This window comes from Pseudodesulfovibrio profundus (genome assembly GCF_900217235.1).
GTDB classification, from domain to species: Bacteria; Desulfobacterota; Desulfovibrionia; order Desulfovibrionales; family Desulfovibrionaceae; genus Pseudodesulfovibrio; species Pseudodesulfovibrio profundus.
The window spans coordinates 363114-385827 of the sequence record NZ_LT907975.1; the positions used below are offsets into that span (position 1 = coordinate 363114).

General features: G+C 47.5%; 21 protein-coding genes and 1 pseudogene. 9 read left to right on the forward strand and 13 right to left on the reverse strand.

What is annotated here, in order from left to right:
- Positions 1 to 90: 90 nt before the first annotated feature.
- Genes DPRO_RS01765 through DPRO_RS01775 form a run of 3 tightly spaced genes read right to left on the reverse strand, consistent with a single transcriptional unit; the run spans position 91 to position 2704 of the window.
- A complete protein-coding gene (locus tag DPRO_RS01765; protein ID WP_097010531.1) occupies positions 91 to 1422 on the reverse strand; it encodes an amidohydrolase family protein in 1332 nt (443 codons plus the stop codon).
- Between the two features lies 1 nt (position 1423).
- A complete protein-coding gene (gene mtnP, locus DPRO_RS01770; protein WP_097010532.1) occupies positions 1424 to 2173 on the reverse strand; it encodes an S-methyl-5'-thioadenosine phosphorylase in 750 nt (249 codons plus the stop codon).
- A gap of 9 nt (positions 2174 to 2182) precedes the next feature.
- Complete coding sequence (locus DPRO_RS01775; RefSeq protein ID WP_097010533.1) at positions 2183 to 2704, reverse strand: adenine phosphoribosyltransferase; 522 nt, start codon at positions 2702 to 2704, stop codon at positions 2183 to 2185.
- Positions 2705 to 2829: 125 nt separating this feature from the next.
- On the opposite strand from DPRO_RS01775, the gene rsmA reads away from it, so the two are divergent.
- From rsmA to cbiB, 9 genes and pseudogenes are all read left to right on the forward strand, one after another.
- Positions 2830 to 3618: a 16S rRNA (adenine(1518)-N(6)/adenine(1519)-N(6))-dimethyltransferase RsmA gene (gene rsmA, locus DPRO_RS01780; protein ID WP_097010534.1), complete on the forward strand. Its 789-nt coding sequence runs from the start codon at positions 2830 to 2832 to the stop codon at positions 3616 to 3618.
- Between the two features lie 264 nt (positions 3619 to 3882).
- Positions 3883 to 4155, forward strand: coding sequence for an HU family DNA-binding protein (locus DPRO_RS01785; RefSeq protein ID WP_097010535.1), 273 nt, complete (start codon positions 3883 to 3885; stop codon positions 4153 to 4155).
- 15 nt (positions 4156 to 4170) lie between these two features.
- Complete coding sequence (locus DPRO_RS01790) at positions 4171 to 4344, forward strand: hypothetical protein (protein WP_157917339.1); 174 nt, start codon at positions 4171 to 4173, stop codon at positions 4342 to 4344.
- Between the two features lie 176 nt (positions 4345 to 4520).
- Positions 4521 to 4721 carry a 30S ribosomal protein S21 gene (rpsU, locus tag DPRO_RS01795; RefSeq protein WP_015413817.1) on the forward strand — a complete coding sequence of 67 codons (201 nt, stop codon included), beginning with the start codon at positions 4521 to 4523 and terminating at the stop codon, positions 4719 to 4721.
- 1 nt (position 4722) lies between these two features.
- A pseudogene (locus DPRO_RS01800) lies at positions 4723 to 5172 on the forward strand (GatB/YqeY domain-containing protein).
- Positions 5173 to 5322: 150 nt separating this feature from the next.
- Complete coding sequence (locus DPRO_RS01805; RefSeq protein WP_097010536.1) at positions 5323 to 7623, forward strand: endonuclease MutS2; 2301 nt, start codon at positions 5323 to 5325, stop codon at positions 7621 to 7623.
- Between the two features lie 24 nt (positions 7624 to 7647).
- Positions 7648 to 9420 carry a DNA primase gene (dnaG, locus tag DPRO_RS01810; RefSeq protein WP_097010537.1) on the forward strand — a complete coding sequence of 591 codons (1773 nt, stop codon included), beginning with the start codon at positions 7648 to 7650 and terminating at the stop codon, positions 9418 to 9420.
- Complete coding sequence (gene rpoD / locus DPRO_RS01815) at positions 9407 to 11152, forward strand: RNA polymerase sigma factor RpoD (protein WP_097010538.1); 1746 nt, start codon at positions 9407 to 9409, stop codon at positions 11150 to 11152. Before dnaG ends, rpoD begins: the two co-directional genes overlap by 14 nt.
- A gap of 61 nt (positions 11153 to 11213) precedes the next feature.
- On the forward strand, positions 11214 to 12179 hold the full coding sequence (cbiB, locus tag DPRO_RS01820; RefSeq protein WP_232005673.1) for an adenosylcobinamide-phosphate synthase CbiB: 966 nt from the start codon (positions 11214 to 11216) through the stop codon (positions 12177 to 12179).
- Here cbiB and DPRO_RS01825 read toward each other — a convergent pair.
- From DPRO_RS01825 to DPRO_RS01870, 10 genes are all read right to left on the reverse strand, one after another.
- Positions 12156 to 13331: a sensor histidine kinase gene (locus tag DPRO_RS01825; protein WP_097010539.1), complete on the reverse strand. Its 1176-nt coding sequence runs from the start codon at positions 13329 to 13331 to the stop codon at positions 12156 to 12158. The two genes, cbiB and DPRO_RS01825, sit on opposite strands and share 24 nt — an antisense overlap.
- Before the next feature lie 75 nt (positions 13332 to 13406).
- Positions 13407 to 14207, reverse strand: a complete 801-nt coding sequence (proC, locus tag DPRO_RS01830) for a pyrroline-5-carboxylate reductase (protein ID WP_097010540.1) — start codon at positions 14205 to 14207, stop codon at positions 13407 to 13409.
- Complete coding sequence (gene ndk / locus DPRO_RS01835) at positions 14207 to 14629, reverse strand: nucleoside-diphosphate kinase (RefSeq protein WP_097010541.1); 423 nt, start codon at positions 14627 to 14629, stop codon at positions 14207 to 14209. Before ndk ends, proC begins: the two co-directional genes overlap by 1 nt.
- A gap of 81 nt (positions 14630 to 14710) precedes the next feature.
- The gene (locus DPRO_RS01840; RefSeq protein WP_097010542.1) at positions 14711 to 15505 is read right to left on the reverse strand and encodes an ABC transporter ATP-binding protein; all 795 of its coding nucleotides are present in this window, start codon (positions 15503 to 15505) and stop codon (positions 14711 to 14713) included.
- Positions 15506 to 15507: 2 nt separating this feature from the next.
- A complete protein-coding gene (locus DPRO_RS01845) occupies positions 15508 to 16401 on the reverse strand; it encodes an ABC transporter permease (protein ID WP_097010543.1) in 894 nt (297 codons plus the stop codon).
- A 133-nt stretch (positions 16402 to 16534) separates the two neighbouring features.
- Positions 16535 to 17485, reverse strand: a complete 951-nt coding sequence (locus tag DPRO_RS01850) for an ABC transporter substrate-binding protein (RefSeq protein WP_097010544.1) — start codon at positions 17483 to 17485, stop codon at positions 16535 to 16537.
- Between the two features lie 103 nt (positions 17486 to 17588).
- Positions 17589 to 18754, reverse strand: a protein-coding gene (locus tag DPRO_RS01855; protein WP_097010545.1) for an IS3 family transposase whose coding sequence is annotated in 2 segments (ribosomal slippage) — positions 17589 to 18476 and positions 18479 to 18754 — 1164 coding nt in all. Because the reading frame shifts where the segments join, the coding sequence is not laid out codon by codon here.
- Between the two features lie 151 nt (positions 18755 to 18905).
- On the reverse strand, positions 18906 to 19883 hold the full coding sequence (fliM, locus tag DPRO_RS01860; protein ID WP_097010546.1) for a flagellar motor switch protein FliM: 978 nt from the start codon (positions 19881 to 19883) through the stop codon (positions 18906 to 18908).
- A gap of 260 nt (positions 19884 to 20143) precedes the next feature.
- Positions 20144 to 21376 (reverse strand): divergent polysaccharide deacetylase family protein, encoded by a 1233-nt coding sequence (locus tag DPRO_RS01865; protein WP_097010547.1) that lies wholly within the window; start codon positions 21374 to 21376, stop codon positions 20144 to 20146.
- Between the two features lie 18 nt (positions 21377 to 21394).
- Positions 21395 to 22678 carry a S41 family peptidase gene (locus DPRO_RS01870; protein ID WP_097010548.1) on the reverse strand — a complete coding sequence of 428 codons (1284 nt, stop codon included), beginning with the start codon at positions 22676 to 22678 and terminating at the stop codon, positions 21395 to 21397.
- Positions 22679 to 22714: the final 36 nt, after the last annotated feature.

A 22714-nucleotide genomic window follows, 5' to 3' on the forward strand; every position in this document is an offset into this window, starting at 1 on the left:
TCCGAAAGCATATTAATCTCGTTTGTGGTGCAAGAGCAGAATTCGATATGCACCATGGGGGGTGGTTGTCAAGTTTTTTTAGACTTGATTTTACTTTTTAGCCACCGAAACAACCCATTCTTTTGCTCGCAACGCATCGTAATGCAATGCTTTTATGTCCATTGTCCAGTAATTTCCATATAAATAAAGAATTTTACCTCCAACCATTGTCATGCACACTTCATGACCCGTACTTGCATAAACCAAATGTGAAATCGGATTGTATACTGGCATCATGTTGGGTGAGGATAAATCAAATGCAATCAAATCCGCCGGACTTCCAATTGCAATCTGTCCAAGCTCACTCATCCCCAAACAGTTTGCTGAGCCTCGTGTTGCCATATCCAGTACCGACTGAGCATTTACGGCTGACGCATCATTTTGGCGAACTTTACCTATGAGTGCGGCCAACCCCATCTCTCTAAACATGTTCAGTTGATTATTGCTTGAAGCGCCATCAGTTCCAAGTCCGACAACAACACCAGCGTCAAGCATCTCCTGAACAGGTGATATTCCGGAATTCAGCTTAAGATTGGATGAGGGGTTGTGAACAACATTTACCTGGCGTTCAGATAAGAGGGCAATCTCTTCGCTTGTCACATCAACACAGTGGTGAAGAGTTGTACATGGCGAAAGCAGGTCTAAATCCGCCAACAGTTGAACCGGGCGTTTGCCGTACTTGTCCAGGCAAATGGCTGTTTCTTCGGGAGACTCAGCCAGGTGGATCTGCCATTGGAGACCCAAATCTTTTGCAAGATGGTAGCTGGCTTCAAGGTCGCCGGGCTTTACGGTGAATACCGCGTGGGGAGTTACAGCCGTACTGATGAGCTGGCTGCTACTGTATTTACTATGTAGCTCTCGTATTGTTTTCCAACAATCTTCGGCTGTTGGAAACATTGGAGATGGAAAACTGAAAAATCCTTCGCCCAAGACGGCACGTAGTCCAGCCTGATTAGCTTCATCTCCAGTTGTGAATTCCTTAAAGTAACCGTTTAAGAATGAGGTGCACCCGGTTCTGATTAATTCAGCACACCCAATGCGTGCTCCTATACGCAGCATCTCCTCTGTGAGTTGATGCTCTACTGGCCATATGTGTTTTTCCAGCCAACGCATTAGGGGAAGGTCATCAGCGACCCCCCTGAGTAGCGTCATGGGTAAATGAGTGTGGGCATTGACTAGGCCGGGCATCAGAATCTTGCCGACCATGTCCAGTCGTTCAATAGGTGCATATGCTGACTCCATGTCAGCATATGTACCTATGTCAGCGATGATATCATTTTTGATGACAACGGCCCCGTTGCTTATGATCCGGCGCTTTTCATCCTGAGTGATAATTGTGTCGGCGCGGACCAGCAGATCGCAATCGGGCAAAGGTGTTGTCATTCTAATCTATATTGCGGATTGTTTCCTTGAGCAGGGAAATCACTTTCTCAACGTTCCCTTTGAAGACTTCCAGAATATCGTCCCATGTTACAGGAGCTTCATCAGTCTTCCAGCAGTCGTAGTCTGTGCTCATCGCCACAGCGGCATAGGGGATGCCAGCCTCGTTCGCAAAAATGCACTCAGGGGCAACGCTCATGTTGATAACGTCTGCGCCCCACATGCGGAACATGTTTGATTCGGCACGAGTTGAAAAACGTGAGCCTTCAATCGTAATGACCGTTCCAGTTTTGTGGTGCGTTATGTTGAGGTCTTCACATCCTTTGATCAAGGTATTGCGCATATTCTTGTCGAAAGGTTCTGCCATGCCTGTATGCACTGCATTGTGCGGCTCAAAGGAATCAAAGAAGGACACATCGCGGCGTCTGGTGAAGTCAATGAATTGATCGAGAATAACCAAATGGCCCCGGTCGATTTTTTCACGCAAAGAACCACAGGCGGTAGTTGCCAGAATTTGACTGCAACCAACCTCTTTCAACGCTTGGATATTAGCCTTGTAGTTGACGAATGTCGGAGGGATTGTGTGCTCTCGACCGTGGCGAGCAAGTATGGCGACTTCGCGCCCTTCAATGCGACCGGTTTTCAAAGGGGAAGAGGGGGCTCCAAACGCCGTTTCAACATTGATGTCTTGTGCATCCTGTAGAATGTCGGGGTTATCCAGTCCACTGCCGCCTATAATTCCGATTTTAGTCATATTCACTCGCTAGTCGATTTCAAGAAGGAAGCAGTGATTGTGCCCGGAATCTTTCATGACCTTGGGACCATCGAGGAATCCGAGTTGCACGACAAAACCACAACCTACGATGTCTCCACCAGCCTCGGTAACCAGTTTAAGCATGCCTTCGGCCGTGCCACCCGTGGCGAGTAAGTCGTCGATTACCAGTACTTTTTCACCTTCTGCGATAGCATCTTCATGCATGCAAAGTGTGTCCGTGCCATATTCCAAATCGTAAGAAACACAGCGGTTTTTATGAGGAAGTTTGCCAGGTTTCCGAACCGGTACGAATCCAATGCCCATCTTGTACGCCAAGGGAGCGCCAAAGATGAAACCTCGAGCTTCTGCTGCAACGATCTTCGTTGCTCCTGAGTCCTTGAATTTCTCTGCAAGGCAGTCGACCGTATGTCGGAATGCGTCCGGGTCGCTGAGAATAGGTGTAATGTCGAAAAAGACAATCCCTTCCTTGGGATAGTCTTGAATATCTCTGATATAATCTCGCAAATTCATGATACAACCTCCAAATGGTAAATACCGTGAACTCATAAGTCTACAATTGATAGGGTGTCAATATGGTTGCAGGCGGCATGCAGTTAAGCTAGTCACCATGAATCAATGCCTAAGAGGGAGTAAAAATGAGTAAAGATACACCATACAGAGCAAAGAAAAGCCTTGGGCAAAACTTTTTGCAGGATCAAAATATATGCCGTCGAATAGTGCAATCTGCGGAAATCAATGAGCAGGATGTCATATTGGAAATTGGTCCGGGGCAGGGGGCGTTGACCAAATTCATCATTGAAGAGGGACCAGAACGGTTTATGGTTCTGGAAAAAGACGATGAACTTGCCTCGCAGTTGCTGGATCAATATCCATCTATAGAAATGCATGAAGGGGATGCATTGGAGTTTGACTGGAACTCACTCAATACACTTAATCAGTGTAAAATTATGGGGAATCTTCCCTATAATGTGGGCTCCAAGTTGATTTGGGATATTGTCAGCCAGGTCAAAACAATGGAGCGAGCCATTTTCATGGTACAGCATGAGGTCGCCATGAGGTTGACTGCCCAGCCTGGAAACAAGACGTATGGCGGACTGACAGCCTGGGTAAACAACTTTGCTGACACAAGGTATCTCTTCAAAGTTCCGCCGACAGTTTTCCGACCTCGCCCCAAGGTTGATTCTGCCGTTGTTGCTTTCAGGCCGCTTCCAATGGCCCAATGGCCGGAGAATCCTGATGCACTGGCGAAGTTGATCAAAATGCTTTTTCAACAACGAAGGAAGCAATTGTCATCTATACTGAAAAAGAAATGGACAAAAGGTGTAGAACTTTGGTTCGAAAACGAGGAGGTCAGCCCCAAGGCTCGACCCGAAAATCTGACTCCAGACCAGTTTAAGCGGTTATCGAATGTGCTATCGTTCTGATTTTCACAAAAGACCGTAGTTAGTGATTTTTGAGTGACTTTCTCAAGTGCAAACAAGGGGGTGGAGAGTGGTCCATCCCCCTCGGAAAACACCATATAACAGAGTTTTTTTCCATTTTTTTAACTGCTCGGACTGGACACAAATCGAAAGTTCCATTAAGGCCAAGAGAAAAGTTGTTAGGAAAAGAAGTGCCGACGTGTTTTTTTCGCTTTCGAAAGCACTTCAACCGATACTTAGGTTAATCTTATTGAGGAGGATGGACTGATGACAAAGGCTGATTTGGTTGTCAAAATCGCGGAAAAGGCAAACCTGACAAAGGCGAATGCCGAACGTTCCCTGAATGCATTCTTGGAGACCGTGGAAGACACGCTCGTAAAAGAAGGCAAACTTACTCTGACCGGTTTCGGCACATTTGCCGTAGACGAACGCAAGGCTCGCGTTGGTCGTAACCCTCGTACTGGCGCTGAAATCAAGATTCCGGCTACTAAAGTCGTCAAATTCCGTCCCGGCAAGCTCCTCAAGGACGCCGTAAAATAATCAGGAGAAAATTTCATGATGATTCACGGTGAAACTGTCCAAAGTCCGCTCCCCATGGATTTGCCTTGGTGGATGCCTGATCACTTTGTCTTCTTCGGCGTCCTTTACGTCGTCTTGGGCGTCATTGGTCTTGGTTTGGCTGTAACAGTCTTCCAGTCCATTCGTGACGCAAAGAAAGCTGATCATTAAGCCCAAAGTTTCTTTTCGATCACTAAACCCACTGAGATTATCTCAGTGGGTTTTTCTTTTTTAATAAAACGAATTTTTGATTGCCTTTTATGGATTATAAATGTATCAGGGTTCTCTTATTTCGCCAGCTCGCATCCAATATTTAGGCGAGCGGTTCACCGAGGAGGTGATTTACATTGCCCGGCGTTTATCTCGATGATAGCGACAACTTCGACATTTCCCTGCGTCGTTTCAAGAAGCAGGTTGAGAAGGCAGGTATTCTGTCTGAGTTGAAGAAGCGTCAACACTACGAAAAGCCCAGCGTGCAGAAGAAGAAAAAGAAAGCTGCTGCTAAGAAAAGGCTTGCCAAGAAAATGCGCAAAATGCGCGGAATGTAGCATGAGTCTGTTAAAACAAATAGACAAGGACTACATCGAGGCCTACAAGGCCAAATCCACGGTAAAAGTGGCCGTCTTGAGGCATCTCAAGACGGCCATCAAAAACCGGATGATCGATGAGAAGTCCGATTCCCTTTCCGATGATGTCGTCTTTGAACTGATAGCCAAGCAGGTGAAGCAGCGTAAAGATGCATTCGATCAGTAAACAAATGCAGGTCGAGAGGACTTGGCGAAAAAGGAAGCCGATGAGTTGGTGGAACTTGAAGCCTACATGCCTAAGCAGCTTTCCGATGAAGAACTTGAGGCCGCAGTGGAAAAGGTTATCTCTGATACCGGAGCCTCCGGTATGCAGGAAATGGGTAAAGTAATGGGTGCGGTTTTGGCCGCATACAAAGGACAGGTCGACGGCAAGAAAGCTAGTGATATGGTTAAGGCCAAGCTGTCCGCATAAGGCTGTTGAAAAAAGCATCACTTGATAGTGCTGCGGTGCGACTCAACCAGAACGTGAACACGTTTGAGGTTGAGTTTTTCCGTCTTTGAAGAATGCTCTTTTCGAACAGCCTTCGTTGTTATCAATATCTAGCCTTAGGCATTGGTTCACATGGAATCCAGAACACTGCAAGTATTGGAATTTCCCAAGATTCTTAACTCTCTCTCAGGTCTAACTGTCTCTGAGGCAGGGGCTGAGGCTTGTCTGAAAATCTGTCCTCTTGATTCTTTGGAAGCGGTGAATCACAGCGCCACGCTTTTCGAGCAGGGTGCAGCCTGGGTTAAAGAGTCTGGTTTTTCTTTAAAGAGTTTCCCTCCCATTGATGGGCTGTTCACTTACCTTGATCGTCAAGCAGTAGTGATAGACCAAGATGCTTTGTTTGCACTTAAGCAGGTGTTGGACAACGTATACTTCTGTCGTGAGTCCTTGCGAGGATTTGAAGACAGGGGTTGGGACATTCTCTGGAAGTCTCTGTTTGCCTATGAATGGCCGGTTAAAACGGTTTCGGCTATTCAACGATGCCTAGACCCTGACGGCAGAATCAAAGACGAGAGCTCTCCTGGTTTGATGGATGTTCGGCAGGAGATTCGCAGCATACATCAACGGTGCACCAAGCGCGTTAAAGATTTTATTTTGAGTGAGAATCTTGGAAATGCCATTCAGGAAGAATTCATGACGATTTCTTCTGACAGGTATGTATTACCTCTCAAGGTGAATTTCAAAAACAAAATCAAAGGCATCATTCACGATTATTCTCAGACAGGCGAAACCTGTTACTTCGAGCCCATCTTTCTGGTTGATACCAACAACCGCCTTCAAGAATTGAAGAAAGAAGAGCGGGAGGAAGAGTACAAAGTCCTCAAGTACATGACAGGACTTATTCGTGATGAACTCGAAGGCATTGAAGAGGCGTATGCCGGACTGGTGAATCTCGACATACTGATGGCCAAGGTAGCGCTTTCGAACAAGTACGATGGGCATGCTCTTCAGGTTGTCGATGAAGGCAACCCGAAACTGATGAAGGCACGACATCCTTTGCTGGCCTTGTCCGATGAGGGAGTTCAGCCCTTAACTATTGAGCTGCTGTCGGGACAACATGCTCTCATCATCAGTGGCGGCAATGCCGGTGGTAAAACCGTCTGCCTCAAAACATTGGGCTTGATAAGCTTAATGGCTTTTTCCGGTCTTCCAGTGCCTGCTGCCGAAGGCTCTACGCTGCCTTTGTGGAAAAATATTTTTGTTGTCATGGGAGATGAGCAGTCCCTCGAAGAAAATGTATCGACGTTTACAGCTCAGATTCAATATCTGAAACGAGCTTGGGATAGCATTGATTCTCAAACCTTATTCATTCTTGATGAATTTGGAGCTGGAACTGATCCCACACAAGGCGCAGCATTGGCCCAAGCTGTGATTGATTCTTTAGTGGAGAAAAGGGCTACAACGCTCATCGCAACTCATTTCCCGGCATTGAAGGCTTACGCTATGGCCAATGACTATGTCCGTGCCGCCAGCGTGTTGTTTGATCCAGGAACCAAAAAGCCGTTGTTTAAGCTTGCATACGACCAGGTTGGCGCCTCCATTGCCCTTGATGTTGCACGAGAACACGGCATGCCTGCCGAAATCCTCGAAAGGGCTGAGAAATACCTTTTGTTGGATGGTTCTGATACGACTTCTGTGCTTGATCGACTGAACGAAATGGCTGTTCAGAGGGAAGAAGAGCTTGAGGCTGTTGAGATTGAACGGGCCAAACTTGAAAAGAAACGAGCCAACCTTGAAACGCGTTTCCAAAAAGAGCGAGGCAAGGTGTTGGACAACATCCAGTCGCAAGCTCAGACTATTGTAAAGCAATGGCAAGCAGAGAAGCTTGGGCGTAAGGAAGCTCGTAAGAAATTGGCTGAAGTCAAAGAAAAGGTAGATGGACTGGCTCCGACAAAGCCTACTGCAAAGCCTAAGTTTTCTTTTGAAGATATTGTACCTGGCATCAAAGTGTCGTATCAGGCATGGAATAAACCCGGCACAGTACTTGAGGTCAACCAGCGGAAAAAGCAGGTGAAAGTTGACATCGGTGGTGTGGCTATGTGGGTAAAGGCTGAGCACCTTGGACCTGCCGGTAAGACAAAAGCGGCCGCTTCCAAAGGGCCGAGTACTGTTTCCAAAGAACCCTCTGACCTTGTTGTAGAAGTTGACTTGCGCGGTAATCGTGCAGACATGGCACTAGCTGAATTGGAAAGAGCCATGGATGGAGCCTTACGCAAGGGGGCGGGAAAAATGGAAATTGTACATGGCCGTGGGACAGGGGCCTTGCGTCGCGAGGTTCATGAATTTCTGAAGCATTACCCTGCAGTGGCTTCCTTCAATCTTGCGAATGAAGAGCGAGGTGGAGATGGCATGACTGAGGTCAAATTAAAATAGCAGGCAGTTTTCAGGAGTCTCATTGTGGACAGAAGCGCTGTAGAAGCGGTTAAAGCTCGTATCAGTATTAAAGAGATAGTGAGCCGTTATGTCGACCTGAAGCCGGTTTCCGGGCGTTGGGTCGGCCTTTGTCCGTTTCATCAGGAAAAGACTGCTTCCATGTCAGTCAATGATGAGGAAGGATTCTTTTATTGCTTTGGTTGTCAGGCTTCTGGTGATGTGCTTGATTTTCACGGTAGAATAAATGGCCTGGAATTTCGGGAAAGCCTGGAGCAACTCGCAGCCGAAGCCGGTATCGAGTTGTCCTCTGTTCCACATGATCCCCATGCTGCACAAAGGAAAGCCCGCAACCGCATGTTTATTGAAATGCATGCTGAGGCAAGCTCGTTTTTCCAGCGCAATCTAAAAATGGCTGCTGGTGACGTTGCGCTGAGATACCTCCATGACCGCGGCACTACTCGCGACGTAATCGAGAAATTCGGTCTGGGCTATAGTCCTGACGATTGGCATGGTTTGGACAATTATCTCAAGTCAAAAGGAAGAAATCAAGAGGATGGCGTGGAAGCCGGTTTGCTTTCTTCGAATGATAAAGGCAATGTTTACGACCGGTTCCGTGGAAGACTCATTTTCCCCATTCAAGATTTATCGGGGAAGGTTATTGCTTTTGGCGGCAGAATAATTACAGATGGAGAACCAAAGTATCTCAACAGCTCAGATACGCCGATTTACAAGAAGGGTGAGCACTTGTACGGCCTGAACCTGGCGCGATCGACCATGACTCGCAGCAAGCGGGCGATCCTGACTGAAGGATACATGGATGTTATTACGCTGCATCAGTTTGGGTATACGGATTCCTGCGGTGTATTGGGAACAGCACTGACCTCGGATCAGGTGAAACGGGTAGCAGGGTTTTGCTCTCGTATAGATCTGATTTTTGACGGAGATGAGGCAGGTCGAAAGGCGGCTTTGAAAAGTAGTCGAATGATTCTGCAGCACGGTGTTGCTTGCAACGTAATACTGATGCCTGATGGCGAGGATGTCGACAGTCTGCTGCAGGAACAGGGAACTGAAGGGTTGGAGCAATGCATGAATGCGGCTCCTGACGGATTGCAATTTTGTATGAATACCTTGAGGGCAAGCTTTGCTCCAAGGGATATTGTGGCTTGGGCCAAGAACTTTTTATCGGAATTGTCCGATCCTTCGTTGCGGGCGTATTACTTACCTCGTCTGGCAAGCGGTTTGGGGTTATCAGAAGTGGATTTCAGGCGTGATGCTGGTGTTTCAGCGCCACCGCGCAATACCCATCAACCACCTCGACAGCAACCAAAACGCCAACCAGAGCCAATGCAAGCGAACCAGGGTGGGCCATTATCTACAGGCAAGGATGACAAAGACGATCGGTATTTTTTGAAATTTCCCATCCAATATCCGGATTATATCCCGGCGTTGGTGGAAAAAGGATTTGCTAACATTCTCGTTACAGAGTGGGCTAAGGCATTCTGGGAAAAGCTAATAAATACGCAGCATGGTCAACTACTAGGCATGCTGAATCCTCAGGAAAAAAGCTATTACATCAGATGCCGTGAAGAAATGCGTGACTCGATTTTGACAGGTCACGCTTTACTGGACGAATGGAAGCATATCTGCAATAAAATCGCGGATGGACAGCAAAAGCAAAGCAGGCGGCAACTCAAGCAGGCTTTACATGAAGCGCAGCTGAGTGGCGACCAACAGCGAATAAACGATTGTTTTCGGGCCTTGGAAGAATCTCTCAGGAGGGACGATGAGCAACATTAAGGAAATCCAGCAACTCAAAACCCTTATTGCCAAAGGTAAAAAGAAAGGGTTCCTGACATACGACGAGTTGAGCAAGGCCTTGCCTTCAGATTACAACTCTGCGGAGCAGATGGAAGAAATTCATGCCATCTTTGATCAAATGGGCATTGCACTCGTCGATGACGACGGCAATGAAAAGAAGTTTGATCCTGATGACAAGAGTTTGAAGCTTGAAGAAAAAGATGATGATTCTGCCGATTACGCATCCCGGTCAACTGATCCCGTGCGAATGTATCTTCGTGAAATGGGATCTGTGGCTCTTTTGGATCGCGAAGGTGAAGTTGTTATCGCCAAGAAAATTGAAAATGGCGAACTGGATGTTCTCTACTCTCTGATAGAGGTGCCGGTAGCTGTTGAAGAGCTTATTAGCGTTGGTGAAGATCTTGAAGAAGGTCGAGTCAAACTCAAGGATGTCGTCAAGACAATTGAGGAAGATGACCCGAGCGAAGATGAGATGAACCAACGCCAGCGGGTTATTCACCTGTTGGCTGAAGTCAAAAAGCTCTACAATAAGAAAAAGAAGATTTACGAAAAGCTGGACTACTGTGCGCTGCCGGATAAGCGAGTGTACGGCGTACAGAAAGATATCCTCAACTATAAAGAGGAAATCGTAAACCGACTTCGTGATATCAAGTTGGAAAAGACGCTCATTGACCGCATTATTGAAACGGTCAACGATTACGTGCGTCAAATGCACAACTGCCAGCGCGACCTCTCTGCGTACGTCCTTTCCGTTGGACAGACAAAGAGCGAAATTGAAGAATTGTTCAAGCAAGTGGATGACAGAGAGATTAACCCTGTTGTTGCTGCAGATACACTTGGCATGACAGTGGAGGAGTTCTTCTCTTTCAAGGAAATGCTCGCTGGTAAACTGGAGATCATGCATCGTCTTCAGGACAAGTGTTGTCACTCCGTTCATGACCTGGAAGAAGTTCTGTGGCGCATCAAGCGTGGTAACCAGACAGCCATGCGTGCCAAGCAGGAACTCATTCGTTCCAACTTGCGTCTTGTTGTTTCAATCGCCAAGAAATACACCAACCGTGGCTTGCAGTTCCTTGATCTGATTCAGGAAGGTAACATCGGTCTCATGAAGGCCGTTGACAAGTTTGAGTACCAGAGAGGGTACAAGTTCTCGACGTATGCAACATGGTGGATTCGCCAGGCCATTACTCGCGCAATTGCCGATCAGGCCAGAACAATTCGTATTCCTGTTCATATGATTGAAACCATCAATAAATTGATCAGGACCTCTCGTTATCTGGTGCAGGAGCTGGGACGTGACCCGTCCCCCGAAGAAATTGCGGAGCGCATGGACTACCCACTTGAGAAAGTGAAGAAAGTGCTCAAGATCGCCAAGGAACCCATTTCTCTTGAGACACCGATTGGTGACGAGGAAGATTCCAGCCTCGGCGATTTCATTGAAGATAAGAAGGCAACCGCGCCTGCCGAAGAAGTCGTTTCGACAAAGCTCGGCGAGCAGATTGCTTCTGTCTTATCCGATCTTACACCGAGAGAAGAGCAGGTCCTTCGTAAGCGTTTCGGTATCGGCGAAAAATCTGACCACACGTTGGAAGAAGTTGGTAAACTCTTCAACGTTACACGTGAGCGTATTCGTCAGATCGAAGCCAAGGCACTACGCAAGTTGCGCCATCCCGTTCGGAGTGCGTTACTCAGATCGTACTTCGAAAACTAGGAATAATGAGGCCGGGGGATTTCCTCCCGGCCTTTTTTCTGTGCATAAGTTGAGTTAGAAAATGTCTGATGCGCTGATGATGTCAATTCTGATCCCTGTCATTGCCATCGTGCTTGATAGTGTGATTGGTGACCCCTACAATTTTCCACACCCTGTTCGTTATATAGGTAATGCCTTGGATTTTATTGAGTCCAAGGTACGTTTGCACTTGAGTAATCTGCGTTTGGCAGGTGTCTTTACTCTTCTGCTTTTATGCGCTCTCTCCTGGGGCGTCATCACATTGCTTGTGTCTATCCCGATCATTGGTATGCTGTTCGGCATCTATTTTTCCTACGCGGGTTTAGCACTTGGCTGTTTGCTCAAGGAAGGTCGTCATGTTGGGGATCTGGTGGAACGAGGAAGTTTAGAAGAAGCACGACGTGCTCTTTCGATGCTCGTGAGCCGTGATACTGCCAACATGAACGAAGATGAAATTCGTAGATCATTGGCTGAGACCATCAGTGAAAACCTCAATGATGGTTTTATAGCACCACTGTTTTATCTTGTTTTAACCGGGCCAGCAGGTCTTTGGGTATACAAAACAGTATCTACCATGGACTCCATGTGGGGCTATAAAAACGATCGGTTTGAGCAGTTAGGGTATGCTGGCGCAAAGATAGACGATGTCTTGGCCTTCATACCGGCGCGTCTTACTGCATGGGCAATGTATTTTGCAGGTAAGCTGATGAGCCTTGACACACGTAATGCAAAAAAACACTTCAAGGTTGATGCGAGAAAAATGGAAAGCCCTAATGCCGGCTGGCCAATGTCAATGGCTGCTTGGCTGATAGGAGGGCAGATGGGCGGAGAAACAATGTATTTCGGAGAGGCGAAAAATAAGCCGATTTTAGGGCCGCTCAATGAAAAATGGCACTCATTCAAAATTAACCAGTTGATCGATCTTTGTAGAAGAACAGCCCTGGTTGCTTCGATCGGCTTGATTCTCGCTAAAGTCGTTTTGAGTTTAGTCTTTTTTGATAACTACTGATTTGGGAAGACGAATTGTGAACGTACTCCCTTGTCCAAGGGTTGATTCAACAGTAATTTCGCCATCGTAATGCTCTACTATCTCTTTACAGATAGGTAATCCGAGACCTGTTCCGATTTTTTTCCCACCCATGGGGTTCATGGATTTTTTGAAGAAATATTTATCAAACACACTACTGATATGTTCGGGAGGTATGCCGACCCCTTCATCAGAAAGTGAAATGAATATTTCATCATCATTTTGGTGAGTTGTCAGATCGATGACCCCTTGATCCATGAACTTGACAGCATTGCTAATCAGGTTCACAAATACTTGAATGAAAAGATCTTTATCTACATTGATTAATGGAAGATCATTGGGAATGCTGGTAGTGAAACGAATTTTTTCAGTATTTACCCAAAGCCCCTCAACCGCTGCGTAGGACTCTTGAACTATCTCGTGAATACTTACCTTCTGATTGTTCCAAATTACTTGGTTTGATTCGATTTTCTCTAAATCCAATACATTGTTGATAAGGCGCGTTAAGCGGCGGCATTCTATGCTGACGATCTCAAGATTATCCTGAAGCTGCTTTTGCTTGGCTTCAAAATTGCCGTTGTCTGGATCAAGTGCCAAGACCTGCTTATTCAGCAATTGTGCAAAACCATATATGGAAGTCAGGGGAGTCCGCAGCTCATGAGATACTTTAGCCAGGAAATCCGTTTTTAGCTGATCAGACTCTTGAGCTGCTATGCGTCCCTCAATTTCAGTTTTGAGTTGACGGTTGAGTTCGATTAACTGTTCTTGCTCGAACTGGAGTCTGTTATTGGAGTTGATTAAATTTAATCGATTTGTTTCCAGGTTTGCGAAAAGTCTGTTTTGAATATGAATACCGACCAGCACGAAGATTGCGCCAAAGAAGAAGATGAGTGAGACTAATAGAGAGCCGGGAATGTCAGAGACAGAAAAAATATATAATACGTAGAGATAGCTCAGAAAGAAAAAGCCCATAAATAAAAGGTGGGCCTTGATCATGGTGCAGATACGATTCGGAATATCTGTTGTTTGCTTTTGAATGCTTGTCAACGTTCGTCGATAATAGAACAGATTGAACAGCATGATGCTTGCTCCCAATGCTATAAAAACAATTGAAAGCGTAGATTGGATTGTCATGTTGGAAATAGGATTGGTAATCTAATTTTAGGGGATTAAAGAATGAGAAAAGGGCTCCATTTGGAGCCCTTTGATTTATTTGCCTAGTTCGATGCTCCGCTTATACGACTCGAATACTGCATCGATAATATCGCCTTTCACAGCCTGTCTATCGAAGTGCATTAGAGCTCGAATAGTCGTTCCACCAGGGGAACTGACCATCTCGCGTAACTGAGTCACTGAGAACTCCGACTCACTGGCAAGCTTGGAAGAGCCAAGGAAAAGACCTTTGACCATTTCTGTGACTTGCTGTCGGGTGAGTCCTAATGCAACGCCAGCTTCAATCATGGATTCCATGAAGTAGTAGACGTATGCAGGGCCGGAGCCAATGACACCAGTAAAGGCATCGAATTGTTTTTCAGCCAGTATATGAACCTGGCCGATACCCTCAAAAATGGAAGGCACTGTTTCCTTCATATCATCCGTCAGATCTGAATCTTCCAGAGAGATGGCAAAAACACCTTCATTAACAAGGGCAGGGGTGTTCGGCATGACCCGTACAACCGGACTCTGGTGTTTTGTCCACTCCTTGAAATGGGCTGTTGTCAGCCCGGCACAAATGGAGATCAGGCATTTATCTGCGGTCAGCTCTCTGGAGATGTCCTTAACGACAGGCTCAGCATGCTGCGGTTTGACGGCAATAACGATATAGTCACATACCTTTGCCAAATCCTTAGCTGAATCCTGAGCTACAAGACCGCACTCTTTACCAAGTTTGGCCAATGCGACTCCGTGAAGGTCCACGCCATGAATTTCGACATCATCACGGGAAGCGAGTCCCTTGATAATGGCTGAGCCCATGTTGCCTACACCTATGAATCCGATTTTCTTTGTCATTATCCCACCAGTTCGTCTTCGTTGAAGAAGTAAGCTACCTCGGTTTTAGCAGTGTCAGGTCCATCGGAGCCATGACAGGAGTTGTTCTGCAGGTTTACACCAAAGGCTTTGCGAATGGTTCCTTCTTCTGCTTCAGCCGGGTTGGTAGCGCCCATCAGCTTGCGGTAAGAGGCTATTGCATCCTCTCCCTCAAGGCAAGAGACAACTACAGGACCGGAGATCATGTAATCAACCAGTTCTCCAAAGAAAGGGCGTTCCTTGTGAACGGCGTAAAAACCTTCAGCCTTGGCTTTGTCCATGTGCAGCATCTTCATGCCAACAATCTTCAAACCGGAATCGGTGATCATTTTAAGAATATCGGCAATAAGACCCCGCTCAACGGCGTCTGGTTTGATGATGGAAAAAGTTCTTTCAATAGCCATAGTTAGCCTCCAATTGCATGTCACGTATGCCGCAACGACATGGTTTTCAATTAATCCAAAAGACTGTCCGGAAAAACAGCCTTAACACAATAGCATTCTGTCGGAGATTTCCGCTTCACCACGCAGTTCGGAGAACCGCAGCAGAAGGTCTTCGACTTTGAGATTCTTCTTTTCCTCGCCAGCGATATCCATCACGATTTCACCCCGATGAAACATGATGAGTCTGTTGCCCATGGTAATGGCCTGATTCATATTGTGTGTGACCATAAGGGCGGTCAGTTGCTGGGACGAGACAATGTCTTCGGTAAGATCAAGGATCATGCCGGCTGTCTTGGGATCAAGAGCAGCAGTGTGTTCATCGAGTAACAACAGCTTGGGTCTGACCAACGTGGCCATCAGCATTGTAAGCGCTTGTCGTTGCCCTCCAGACAAAAGACCTGTCAAAGTCTTGAGCCTATCTTCCAATCCAAGATCGAGAATGGATAGTTTTTGTCGGAAAAAATCGCGATCCTTACTCTTGACTCCCAGCCCTAGTCCTCGCTTCATCCCTCGCTTGATAGCCATGGCAAGATTCTGTTCAATGGTAGCTCCTGCACAGGTGCCAAGCAGGGGATCCTGGAAGACTCTACCAATAACTCCAGCCCGTTTGTATTCCGGCCACCTTCCAATATCATCGCTGTCCAAAACGATACTTCCGGAATCCAATGAAAATGAACCCGCTAAGGCGTTCAGGAATGTTGATTTACCAGCGCCGTTTGAGCCGATAATCGTGATAAAATCCCCGGCATTCACCTCAAGGCTGACATTGTTCAAAGCTTGTACTTCGTTGACGTCACCTCTATTGAAGGCTTTGGACAAACTTTTGATGCTGATCATTTCTATCTCCCAGCCATGAAGCGCTTTTTCATTTGGGGCATAACTAACGCTGTGACAACCAGAAGTGCCGTTATCAGATTCAAATCGCTTGGTGTGAAGCTGAAGTCACCGAGTTTAAGGCCGAGAGCAAGGGCAATGGCGACTCTGTACATGACAGACCCCAGAAGGGCGGCAATCAAGGCCCGAGCAATGGTTTTGTTCCCGAAAATTGTTTCGCCGATAATGACTGAGGCAAGGCCAGCGATAATGGTACCTACACCCATATTGACATCTGCAGCGCCCTGGTTCTGTGCAACAAGAGAGCCGGAGATAGCTACAAGTGCGTTGGAAAGCCCGACGCCAAATATGATTACATTATCGGTGTTTACTCCCTGACTAGTAATCATCTGGACATTGTCGCCGGTTGCAAGAAATGCAAGTCCTTTTTCGGTGTGCAGAAACCAAATCAGTATAGCAACGGCTACAACACAGATAGAAAAAAAGAGGGCAGGGGTGGAAATGTGCGGCAGCCAGCCTGTTGCTGCCATAAACCAATCTACAACAGTATCTTTGCCCAGCAGACTCATATTGGGACGCCCCATGACCCGAAGGTTGATGGAGTACAGAGCAATCATAGTCAGGATTGAAGCGAGCAGATGTAGAATCTTGAATTTGGTATTGAGTATGCCTGTGATGGCTCCAGCCAGAAAGCCGGCACATCCGGCAATAAAAATGGCCAGTACCGGTGAATAACCCGAGGTGATTGTTACCGCTGTAACAGCAGCTCCGAGTGGGAGGGTTCCATCAACAGTAAGGTCAGGAAAATCAAGTATTCTAAAGGTTAAATATACACCAATAACCATGAGCCCATAAGCAAACCCCTGTTCTAAGGCTCCAAACAATGCGTATGCTGTCATATTTTGGTCCCGTCGTTGGTATTGGTGGATATTTCAATTGTTCAGACTCAGGTCAAAACAAAAGAAAAAGGCGCGTTACAAACAACGCGCCTTGTATACTTATTGCGGAAAATACGCAAATATCACATCGAAGCTATTCAATGACCTTAGCTGCACGATCTACGGTAGGCTGAGGCAGAGTCACCCCCATGGAAGCAGCAGCTTTTTTGTTCACATGCAGGTTGAGGTCATGGAGGAATTCAACCGGCATATCGCTCGGATTAACTCCATCTACAAGAATCTTATAGGCCATGTCTCCGGTTTGGAGTCCCATCTTGTAGTAGTCGACCGCAACAGCAGCTATGGCACCGCGAGCAACGGAATCAACATCGCCAACAATCAGGGGCAGACGGTTTTGGCGGCAGACCTTGACGGCGGATTCAATGGCGGAAACAACCGTGTTATCTGTCGGAATGTAAATGGCATTCACGCGCCCGATAAGGCTTTTTGCTGCCTGATACACTCCACTGGAGTTAGCGATGGTCGCTTCCTCAACGTTCAGGCCTGCTTTTGCCGCTTCTTCTTTGAGTTTCTCGACCAAGACAACGGAGTTGGGTTCACCAGCGTTGTATATAACGCCAATTGATTCAGCGCCGGGAACGATCTCTTTAATCAGGCCCACATGTTTGTCCATTGGGCTGAAGTCAGACATACCGGTGATGTTCGTACCATCTGTGTTGTCCAGATTCTTAACAAGTCCGGCAGAAACAGGATCGGTAACACCTGTGAATAGAATAGGAATATTCTTGATCTTTTGAGCAGAGGCTTGAGCCCCAGGGGTGGCGATAGCCAGTACCAGATCAGGCTGTTCCCCCAACATCTGGCTGACGATCTGGGTATTGGTAGCCGGATTGCCTTGCGCAATATGAATATTGGCTTTGACCTCGACACCTTTCTCCTTCAACCTATCCAACACTCCATTACGAAGCGCATCGAGTGCAGGGTGTTCAACGATTTGGGTGACGCTGATCGTATATACTTTTCCAGCAAAGGCACTGGAGCACATGGCAACCAATGCGAACATAACAAGCAAAATCTTTTTCATTTGGAACTCCTCTCTTTTTTAGTCGAAAAATATTGCATGTTGAGAAGTGGGTTCACTTCCTTGGACCAGTCAGCGGCGAATTTAAGGTGGACAGTTTCATAGGCTACGCCGCCTTGTGGGGCCAAGCCAGAGGGGGTACCCCCTCTGGCTTGGGGCCTTCCTGATATATCTCCATCGGCTTTCTGCCGTCAAACGCCTTGTGTGGGCGGCGGTTGTTGTAGAAATCGATCCACCAGGCCAGGGCCTGCCGCAACTCGCTTCCCGTTTCCAATTCCCGCAGATACACGCATTCGTATTTCAGTGATCGCCACAGGCGTTCGATCATGACGTTGTCCATCCAGCGGCCGCGGCCGTCCATGGAGATGCGGGCTCCGGCTTCCCGGAGCGTCCGTGTGAACTCGTAGCTCGTAAACTGCGAGCCTTGGTCCGTGTTGAAGATTTCGGGCACGCCGTAGCGGTTCAGGGCCTCCTCCAGGGCGGACACGCAGAAGTCCGCTTCCATGGTGTTCGACAGCCGCCAGGAGAGCACCGCGCGGCTGTGCCAGTCCATGATCGCCACGAGGTACAGGAAGCCCCGCTTCATCGGGATGTACGTGATGTCGGCGCACCACACCTGGTTCGGCCTCGTGATCGCCTTGCCGCGCAGCAGATACGGATACGTCTTGTGCTGCGGATGAGGCTGGCTGGTTCGCGGCTTCTGATAGACCGCCATCAACCCCATCTTGCGCATGAGCCGCCGGACGCGATTGCGCCCGAGTTGATGGCCCTCATCGCGCAGGATGTTGCGCATCTGCCGGGAGCCGAAGAACGGCAACTCCAGGAACAACTCGTCGATGCGCTTCATGAGCGCCAAGTTGGACGCGGACTCGCCGATCGGCTGGTAATAGTACGTTGAGCGGTGCAGCTTGAGGATTTCGCACTGCCGTCGAACACTGAGCATCGGATGCCCCTTGTCGACGATGTCTCGCCTTCGCTCGCAGCTCATATCTTTGCGAAGGCTTGTTGCAAAAAATCCTTCTCCACCGTGAGCTGGCCGATCTTGGCGTGAAGCTCTTTTATCCGGGCCTCATCGCTTTGTTGGGTCTTTTGGGCCTTGCCCGCAAAGCCAGCTACGATCTGCTCCTTGGCCTGCTTCTTCCACTGGGAAACCTGGTTGGGATGCACGCCGTACCTGCTGGCGAGCTCGGACAGGGTGTGTTCGCCGGACAAGGCATCCAACGCGACACGGGTCTTGAATTCGGCGGTAAAGTTCCTTCTTTTCCTGGACATCAAAAGCCTCCTTTGGGCTTCTTACGTCCACCTTAGCTCGTGGTCCAGTTTCCTGAACCCACTTCTTTGGGCACAATTAAAGTCAAGAGCATTTGACGTGAGAGAGCATAAAAAAAAGGCCGCATAGTGCGGCCTTTTTTAGGAGGCTTTATTAATATCGTATCTCTTCTTCGGAGACGACCTGGAATGACTTATTGCCTTTGACTCGTCCAGGCAGTCCATGAAATTTTCTGACCCCTTCAACTTCTGCTTCAAGCAACTCATCTTCGTCGGTATCCAACAAAATGATATCGCCTTCCTGCAAATAGAGTAACTGCCGACCGCTGATGGTTGTCTTGCCCAATCTGACGACCATTTCGACAGGTGTTTCCATCAAGCGTTCCTTGAAGCGGTTGATCCACACATGGTCCACTTCCAATCGTTCGGATTGAAACGATGCATGCAGTTTGGAGCGGATTGGCTCCATGGTTGCGTAGGGGAGGCAGACAATCAATGAACCAATGGCATTCTCCAGTTCGACTTCAAAAGTTACGACAATTACGACGTCGGACGGCGGGACAATGGCTGCAAACTGAGGGTTGACTTCTGTTCTGAGCATTTCCACATGCACTTCATGAACAGGCTTCCAGGATTCTTCCATATTGGTCAGGGCAATCTTAACAACCCGTTCCACGATCGCCTGTTCAATGGGAGTGAAGTCACGGCCTTCAACCTTGGGTTGACTACCGGCCCCACCAAAAAAGTTCTCTACCAGTGCAAATACCAGTCTCGAGTCAACAACCAGAAGGGCATTGCCTCTGAGAGGGTCCATCTTGAAAATGGAAATGGAAGTCGGGACAGGCAGGGAACGCATGAAGTCTCCGAACTTGGACATATCAATTGAGATAGGGTTGATGTCGACCCGTTTGCGCATGGTATTCGCCAATGCGTTTGTACAGAGTCGTGCAAAGCGGTCATTGACGATTTCAAGAACAGGCATGCGACCACGAATGATTCGATCCTGATTGGCCAAATCAAACGCGACAACACCAGAATCATCTTCTGGTATCTCGGTCTCCGTTTCGACATCCCCGCCTGACAACCCTCGGAGGAGGGCATCAACTTCATCTTGTTCGAGGATTTTGCTCATATAACAAAGCCTCTCTCATTTACCATATTACACGTCATGCTTTTGCCTGCGTCGTAAAATTGAACATAAAAAAACAGTTAGCAAAAAATGGGCCGACTTCAATTAGTCTATTCGACCATAAGACGCGATAACTTAAGAAAATGTTACACAGGGGAGGTCGTGAAAGCAATAGTTCGCCCCCTGTATAGGGAATAAGTTTGGTGAGTTTATTTAGAAACTCTCTAGTAAAAAGGTAACACGCTATAATAACATTACCTTTTTTATTCAGGCTTCAAAGAAGACAAGGGGATGAGTTGAATGGAATTGTTTCTATTTTTCGCCCATTTTTCAAGTGCATCGACGGTTTCTTTATAAGGATGGCCGATTGCAATGGAGTAGCCTTCCTTCATTGCAACATTTTCTGCCTTCTTGAGTTGATGCACTATGGCATTCACATCCTTGACGTTGTCGATGAAAATGTCGCGTTCATAAAAAGGAATGCCCACATTGGCCGCAGTCTGTCTGGCGACACTTTTGCCTGTAGTCAGACTATCGAGAAAAAAGAGCCCTTGCTTGTTAAACTCCTCAAGCGCGACCTTCATGCCCGCTGCATATCCCGTGAAGCGTGATCCCATATGGTTGTTGACGCCAATCGCTTCTGGAACCTGCGCGATGTTGGCAGCAACCTGTTTCCTGATGGCGTCGGCCGTCATATCCACGAACAAGGCATCTTCACCTGGATTGTAACGAGGGTACCCCTTGGGTTCCATCGGGAAGTGAATTATCAAATCCTGCTGTTTTTCTAGTATGATTTTCACTGACTTTCGAGTGTGCGTGGCGTGTGGCCAAACTGCATATGTCACTGGGAAATCAAGATTGATCAGGCCATTCAGAACTGCGAGGTTTTCACCAATATCGTCTATGACGATTGCTAGTTTAGGACCTTTGTGTTCAGGAGTTGGAAGAGCCATGGGGATGGTCTTCAAGAGTATTCTATGAGTTGGAACCCCTGCAATGGATATGAGTAGTTCGTGATCTGCCTCGCTTTCAACTTCCGCCGTACATTCTCTTTGGGCCATTCGTGCTTTGAGGTTCTTGCGAAAGACACCATAGTCATTCATGGGAGGCATTTGGAGTACCTGGTAATGGTATCCTTCATTCTCATGACGACGTATTTCTACGTCCAAGAGTTCCAGCTTGTTCATCTCCAAGCCCATGTCGCGCATGGTTTGTATTATGGAGAGATCGACCTTTTTAACTATATCTTCAAGGTGCGAACTCGTGTCTTCTTCATAAATGCGAGGAGCAGGAGTAGGGCTTTCGACAATAGTCGTATCCGCAACGACCTTTGGCGGGGGAGTCTCTTCTGTGAGAAGAAAATACCCTAATGCCAGCAACCCCAAAAATATGACTGTGAAAAAGAAAACCAACGGACCGGGTTGGTACAGCCTTGAGAGAAGGCTGTCCAATCCGGTCCTTTCTTGTTTGGTTTCTTCCTGCGAACGTTCGTCCATGGAAGACTATTCCTGCTTTTAATTAATCTCTTTGAGCTTCGGGAGAGTCTTGACCAACTCCAAAGCCATTCTGAGCTGGTTGTCTTGTTCAAGGCGTTCCTTGGACAATTCAGCATCCTTGTCTTTCACCTTTTGAGGCTCACTGCCATTTTCAAGGTGTCGGCTCAGATCTTTTTCACGAACAGTGAATCGCTTACGCATTGCCTTGTCTTCGTCCGCAGTCGGAGCGAGGAACGGGATGCGCAAATCAGGCTCAATACCTTTTGCCTGAATGGATCGGCCGTTCGGAGTGTAGTAGAGCGCTGTGGTCAATTTGATTCCAGAACCATCGGTCATGGGAATAATAGTCTGGACCGATCCCTTTCCGAAAGAGCGTTCACCCATAATCAGGGCTCGCTTGTGATCCTGAAGTGCGCCTGCCACGATTTCCGAAGCAGAAGCAGAGCCAGCATTGATCAGAACAACTACTGGAACCTTTACTTCGCTTGCATTCTTGGATGCATAGAAATCCTTGCGATTGGCAGAGTCTTTGCCTTGGATGTAGACGATTGTGCCGTCTTCAATGAAGGTATCAGCAACCGATACTGCCTGACCAAGTAAACCACCTGGGTTATTTCTCAAGTCAAGAACGATACCTTTAAGGGTGTGGTCTTTTTGGTAGTCCCTGATCTTTTCACGCATGTTTTTGGTGGTGGACTCTTTGAAACCTGTCAATCGAAGATACATGTAACCATCTTCAAGTGACTGAGACTTTACGCTGATAATGGGAATGGTGCCGCGAACAATGGGGACTTCGATAGGCTTGTTGGCTTCCTTATGGAGAATGAGGAGATCAACAGTGGTCCCTTTTTCGCCACGGATGCGTTTGACTGCATCCATCAAGGTCATGTCCTGGGTAGATTCACCATCAATCTCAAGAATGAGGTCACCAGCAAGCAATCCAGCTTTGTAAGCCGGTGTGTCTTCGATCGGAGCGACAACAATGAGTCGTCCTTGTTCCATGCTGATCTCAATGCCAATTCCAGAGAATTTACCAGCGGTCTGCTCCTGCATATCCTTGTAATCTTCAGGAGTGAGGTAAGTGGAATGCGGGTCGAGCTCTTCGATCATCCCTTTAATGGAATTGTCGATGAGCTCTTTGCGTGAAATGGGTTGAACATAGTAGCTCTCAACCATATCAAGCACTTGCGAAAATCGTTTAAGCGCCTGGAAGTGATCATCCTTCGCGGCGATGGTAGGCCCGGGGGCAATCGCTAAGGTGAATAACAAGAGAAAAGAAACAATCCAGAGCGTTATACGCATACGTCCTCCCGTGGAACGGAGTAGTGTTATCATCCA

Excerpts from the sequence above, each read along its gene's own strand:
- DPRO_RS01840 (WP_097010542.1), bottom strand. The coding sequence starts at position 15,505 with ATGATCAGCATCAAAAGTTTGTCCAAAGCCTTCAATAGAGGTGACGTC.
- proC (WP_097010540.1), bottom strand. The coding sequence starts at position 14,207 with ATGACAAAGAAAATCGGATTCATAGGTGTAGGCAACATGGGCTCAGCC.
- DPRO_RS01845 (WP_097010543.1), bottom strand. The coding sequence starts at position 16,401 with ATGACAGCATACGCATTGTTTGGAGCCTTAGAACAGGGGTTTGCTTAT.
- fliM (WP_097010546.1), bottom strand. The coding sequence starts at position 19,883 with ATGAGCAAAATCCTCGAACAAGATGAAGTTGATGCCCTCCTCCGAGGG.
- DPRO_RS01865 (WP_097010547.1), bottom strand. The coding sequence starts at position 21,376 with ATGGACGAACGTTCGCAGGAAGAAACCAAACAAGAAAGGACCGGATTG.
- cbiB (WP_232005673.1), top strand. The coding sequence starts at position 11,214 with ATGTCTGATGCGCTGATGATGTCAATTCTGATCCCTGTCATTGCCATC.
- DPRO_RS01805 (WP_097010536.1), top strand. The coding sequence starts at position 5,323 with ATGGAATCCAGAACACTGCAAGTATTGGAATTTCCCAAGATTCTTAAC.
- DPRO_RS01765 (WP_097010531.1), bottom strand. The coding sequence starts at position 1,422 with ATGACAACACCTTTGCCCGATTGCGATCTGCTGGTCCGCGCCGACACA.
- DPRO_RS01790 (WP_157917339.1), top strand. The coding sequence starts at position 4,171 with ATGATGATTCACGGTGAAACTGTCCAAAGTCCGCTCCCCATGGATTTG.
- rsmA (WP_097010534.1), top strand. The coding sequence starts at position 2,830 with ATGAGTAAAGATACACCATACAGAGCAAAGAAAAGCCTTGGGCAAAAC.
- DPRO_RS01850 (WP_097010544.1), bottom strand. The coding sequence starts at position 17,485 with ATGAAAAAGATTTTGCTTGTTATGTTCGCATTGGTTGCCATGTGCTCC.
- ndk (WP_097010541.1), bottom strand. The coding sequence starts at position 14,629 with ATGGCTATTGAAAGAACTTTTTCCATCATCAAACCAGACGCCGTTGAG.
- rpoD (WP_097010538.1), top strand. The coding sequence starts at position 9,407 with ATGAGCAACATTAAGGAAATCCAGCAACTCAAAACCCTTATTGCCAAA.
- DPRO_RS01775 (WP_097010533.1), bottom strand. The coding sequence starts at position 2,704 with ATGAATTTGCGAGATTATATCAGAGATATTCAAGACTATCCCAAGGAA.
- DPRO_RS01870 (WP_097010548.1), bottom strand. The coding sequence starts at position 22,678 with ATGCGTATAACGCTCTGGATTGTTTCTTTTCTCTTGTTATTCACCTTA.
- mtnP (WP_097010532.1), bottom strand. The coding sequence starts at position 2,173 with ATGACTAAAATCGGAATTATAGGCGGCAGTGGACTGGATAACCCCGAC.
- DPRO_RS01785 (WP_097010535.1), top strand. The coding sequence starts at position 3,883 with ATGACAAAGGCTGATTTGGTTGTCAAAATCGCGGAAAAGGCAAACCTG.
- DPRO_RS01825 (WP_097010539.1), bottom strand. The coding sequence starts at position 13,331 with ATGACAATCCAATCTACGCTTTCAATTGTTTTTATAGCATTGGGAGCA.